The 4,400-nt window shown below is 53.1% G+C and carries 4 protein-coding genes; 1 reads left to right on the forward strand and 3 read right to left on the reverse strand.

Translation table 11 applies throughout. The features are described 5' to 3' along the window. Positions 1 to 545: 545 nt before the first annotated feature. From ACILRN_RS15915 to ACILRN_RS15925, 3 genes are read right to left on the reverse strand one after another with little or no spacing between them, the layout of a single operon-like run. Positions 546 to 998: a tripartite tricarboxylate transporter TctB family protein gene (locus tag ACILRN_RS15915; RefSeq protein ID WP_395689945.1), complete on the reverse strand. Its 453-nt coding sequence runs from the start codon at positions 996 to 998 to the stop codon at positions 546 to 548. Then, positions 998 to 2,485, reverse strand: coding sequence for a tripartite tricarboxylate transporter permease (locus tag ACILRN_RS15920; protein WP_395689946.1), 1,488 nt, complete (start codon positions 2,483 to 2,485; stop codon positions 998 to 1,000). The genes ACILRN_RS15915 and ACILRN_RS15920 overlap by 1 nt, the downstream gene beginning before the upstream one ends. A 40-nt stretch (positions 2,486 to 2,525) precedes the next feature. Then, the gene (locus ACILRN_RS15925) at positions 2,526 to 3,527 is read right to left on the reverse strand and encodes a Bug family tripartite tricarboxylate transporter substrate binding protein (RefSeq protein ID WP_395689947.1); all 1,002 of its coding nucleotides are present in this window, start codon (positions 3,525 to 3,527) and stop codon (positions 2,526 to 2,528) included. 92 nt (positions 3,528 to 3,619) lie between these two features. On the opposite strand from ACILRN_RS15925, the gene ACILRN_RS15930 reads away from it, so the two are divergent. Continuing rightward, on the forward strand, positions 3,620 to 4,400 hold a 781-nt coding region (locus tag ACILRN_RS15930; RefSeq protein WP_395689948.1), incomplete at its 3' end, for a class I SAM-dependent methyltransferase.

Genomic DNA, 4,400 nt, shown 5'->3' on the forward strand with positions numbered 1-4,400 from the left:
TGCAACACCGCGGCAAGGCCGCATAACATCAAACCCAGATGCGCCAGATCCTCTCTTCGATCACGCACCCAAACGTCTCAAATTATCTGACGACGGACACGTTGACCAGGATCCGCAGCGCCTCTCCGGCGCCATCCAGGCCGTTGGCCAGCAAGGCCGCGTAAGCGGCTTCGAGAGGATTACGTTCTACGTGTTGTGCCATCTTGTCGACTCCTTCGTGGGTGGTAAAGATTGCCCCAAAAGAGCCGCCTGCTGCCAAGGCCGAAATCCCACGCGCCGAAGAAGGGGCGATGAGAGGGAAGACTGAGAATTTACAGAAACGATGTTACACTAACATGTTTCGAGGCGATTGTCGCCAGTATTCGTTGCGATTAAGCGGGATCCTTGCGGGCCTCTAATCAAATCGAAAGTGAATTGAAACAGTATAAGTCATCCACTCATGCAAAAACAACTATACATAACATAAGCGTAATGGTCCTGGCCGAAGATACATGAAGTCCGGGATAGGCTAGTCGATCAAGAGAGGCGAGAGCTTTGAGTGAGTGTTAGTTCACGGGAGATGCAAGCAGCGGTATTAGCAAGCCTTGGAACAAAGGCACATGTAGCAGACGCTCGAACACTCCATAGGTAACCCCGAAGCAGATTAACCCGCCAAGAATGGATCCAGCCACACCCCTCCGCAGTTCAAGGAAAAAATAGACTGTAGTAATCACTGGCGCTCCGAAGATGAAGCCGAACAGCAGGATTGCAGCCCAAAAAGCAAATATCCATGAGGCGGCCCTAAATTCCCTAGCTCCACCCTGTTTGTACTTCTCGACCTTGGCAGGGGTGTCTCTGAACTCGCGCAGCATTGCGATGGCGCTCAGTAGGATGCCAGGTATACTTACTATCAGTGGAAGCAATCGGGCCGTGTAGGACAGCTGCGTCGACATCACTGCGATTGCTATGAACACTAATCCGAGTCCGCCGCTGAATAGTATCCGTGCCGTCCTTTCCATCACGAGGCCATCTTCGGGCGGCGGCGCAGATAGAAAAGAAAACTAAGCAGCGCGAGACCCAGCATGACCAACGATAGCGGCCTGAAAATGAAGCTAAATCCCCAAAGTGCCACGGCCTTGTGGAAGGATGTCTCTACTAGTGGTCCCATAACGAGACCAATCATCAGCGGCGGCCGCGGCCAGTGCCACTTGCGAAACGAATATCCAAGTACCGAAAATAAGGCCATGACAAGGAAGTTGCGCCAGTTGCCGGCATTAAGGTAGATGCCAATCATTGAGAACACGCTCACGAATGGGAGCATCAGTCGCGGGTTCAAGGTGGCCAGCGTAGCAAGATAGGGTGTGCCGGCGAACAGGATCGCTGCCGCCAGAATATTTGTTAGAGCAAGTGTCCAGATCATTACCCAAACCAGGCTCTCGCCGTGGGTCAGCATGTCGGGGCCGGGATGGATACCAAGTATGACGAAGGCCCCCATCAGAATCGCCATTCCTGAGCTTCCTGGAATGCCAAAATAGATCGTTGGCAGAAGAGCGCCCCCCTCCTTTGAGTTGTTGGCGGTCTCAGGCGCGATAACCCCCTCGACCTCACCCTTGCCAAAGCGCTCGGGATGTTTCGAGCTCTGCACCGCATGGCCATAGCAAACCCACGATGCGACATCACCGCCGAGACCTGGAACAAGCCCGATTAATGCCCCAATAATGGATGTACGCAGCGCTAGCCACCAGTGTCGAAACACATCAACACCACCCTGCCATACTTCACGAAAACCATATCTGGAGACGGTGGGTGCCACACCAATGGCGTCTTGTTTCCCTGCAGCCATTGCAATCATTTCTGGGATCGCAAAAACGGCGACGGTCAAGGCGACTAAGTCTATGCCATCCCACAGATAGGGAAGGCCGAAGGTGAAGCGTGGTTCTGCACCCAGCGGATCTGGCCCCACGAAGGATAGTGCGAAGCCGAGAAGTCCCACCAGAAGGCCCTTCGTAAGGTTATCGCCGCTCAGCGTGGCCATGAAGGTGGTGCCGAGCAATGCAAGAAAGAAGAATTCTGCTGGGGAGAATGCCAGCACAATGGAACTGGCTAGTGGTAGTAAAACACTAAGGAAGACTGCCCCAATCACGCCACCAACGGCGGACGCCATCAATGTGGCGCCTAGTGCACGGCCTGCCTCGCCCCTCTGCGTCATGGGAAAGCCATCGACGATAGTAGCGGCATCAGGACCGGTTCCGGGAATTCCGAGTAGAATACTTGGAATTGCGCCGCTGGTGTGCACAACCGAATGCATAGCAAGCAGGAACACCACCCCTGATATGGGCTCCATACCGAAGACGAAGGGTATGAGGAAGACAATGCCTAGCTTGCCGCCCAACCCGGGCATGATGCCAAAAAATAGACCGACAACGCAGCCGAGCAGTAACAACCCCATGAGATCGAGTGAAATTAGGCTGGAAAGTTGGCTGAACGCCTTAATGTTCTCTGTCAACAAAGATGCTCTCTCACTCTGCCTACGATATTCGTGAGCCTTATTCTGATGGAAGGAGTTTTTTGATTTCCGCAATAAGTTCGAGCTTGGGGTTCAGCGCTTGCTTGACGGCAGCTGCCACATGTTTCCCGTCCATCGGGGCGATTGGCAGGTCTAGCATTGAAGCCTCCTCGAGAAATTTCGGATCCGACAGCGCCTCCATATAGGCCTTGCGCAGCGCCGCCAGTCGAAGCGGGTTTGTACCGGGTGGGGCAGCAGTGAGGCGCGACAATTGGGCCTGGAAACCGATCAGGTCAATGAGTGATTTGGCGTCATTAGTACGAGCAAAGTTTTTGGCTTCCGGAATTGTGGACCCCGTGCCGCCCCCGACTTGGACGATGGCGCGACCGAAACCATTCCTCACGAAGGGCAAGAGTGCACTTCCCGAGCCGACGATGCAGTCGACTTCACCACGCATGAGGCTTAGTTCACCCTCCTTGCCCTCGAAGCCGGGAATGATTTTCACAGCAAAATCCAGTGCCCTGGCAAGAATGACAGTATCGAAATAGGATGCCGATCTCACGCCCGAGGCAGCACACCTGATCGGCCGTCCGACTTGGCGAAGGTCGTCCAACGTATAGAATGGTGTATCTGCACCTGATACGAGCAAGCGCGTTTCGACGGCGGCCTTGCCAATCCACTCGAACCTGTGAAGATCCAGTGGCGGCTTGAGTTGGCCCAAAAACTGCGCATAAAGAAGACCGGAGTTAAATGTTCCTATGGTCAATCCATCAGGTGCCGCGTTGAATATCTCAAGGGCGCCAACCACATGACCTCCGCCCGATACGTTCTTGACCCGAACCCCGGTGCCCTCAAGGTACTTCTCAAGATACTTTGCCACCAGCCGCGCCATGGTGTCATAACCACCGCCAGCTTTTGTGGCGACGATGTATGTTATGGTCTGGCCATCAAATGAACTCTCCGCTAGCGACAGCCCTGAACCAGTTGCGAGAGATGTCACTGCTGCAGACAGCGACAGGATGGCTGTGCGCCGTGTAAGCATTTTTCTCTATCCTTCTCAAGCTAAAGAAGCATCGATTGATTTAAAAGGGAAAGTTTGATTTAAACAATGAAAAATGCGAAGTGACTAGCGTTATGATTGATCTAGTCAAATCAAATCTTTCTCTACTAGATATCAATGCCTGTGGAGAGAATCTCTTTCTGAATTCTGAACGGGTATTACGCATCGCTCCGATGCTCTGTCGTGGTTGCGAAGACTACCATATTCGCGCTGTGCTGCACCGGACGGCTAGATTTCAGAAAGGGATAAATGTTGATCGACCGCAAATCGTCTCTGCACTGAAACCACTTCTGCAAGAGCGTTCCGGCCGCATCGTTAAACTGCTAATTGCAGGTGCAGCAGATACTGGTATCCTCTCCACTTGCGCGCACGCCGCCGCGGCGATTGGAGGCGATGTAATCGAGAATATTCACTTTACTGTAGCTGATCGCTGCGAAACACCGCTCGCGCTGTGCGCAGCCTATGCGCAGGAGTACAACCTCAAACTCCGTACCCAGGTCCTTGACTTTCTTCGGGATGACTTGGTGGGTGAGTTTGACATTGCCGTCTTGCACAGCGTACTGCGTTTCCTAGCACCGTCGGCGCAGAGGTTGCTGCTCATAAAGCTCAAGCGGCGCATGAAACCTGGTGGCTCTATCCTTATCTCGCACAAGTTCATCGATTCTTGCTATCATGGCGACGAAAACATCAAACGTGGAGTAGCCGATGATACCGTGTTAGAGCATATAGATCAGGGGCGAATTCGGACTGCTAAAAGCATTGCCGAAATTGAGGCTCTCCTCTTACGTAGCCGCGATGATAGAGATATCCGTTTAGGCGAACTCAGAAGCGAAGAAGAACTCAGAAGCATCATTA

It is taken from the genome of Aestuariivirga sp. (genome assembly GCF_044238155.1).
Classification (GTDB): domain Bacteria; phylum Pseudomonadota; class Alphaproteobacteria; order Rhizobiales; family Aestuariivirgaceae; genus Aestuariivirga.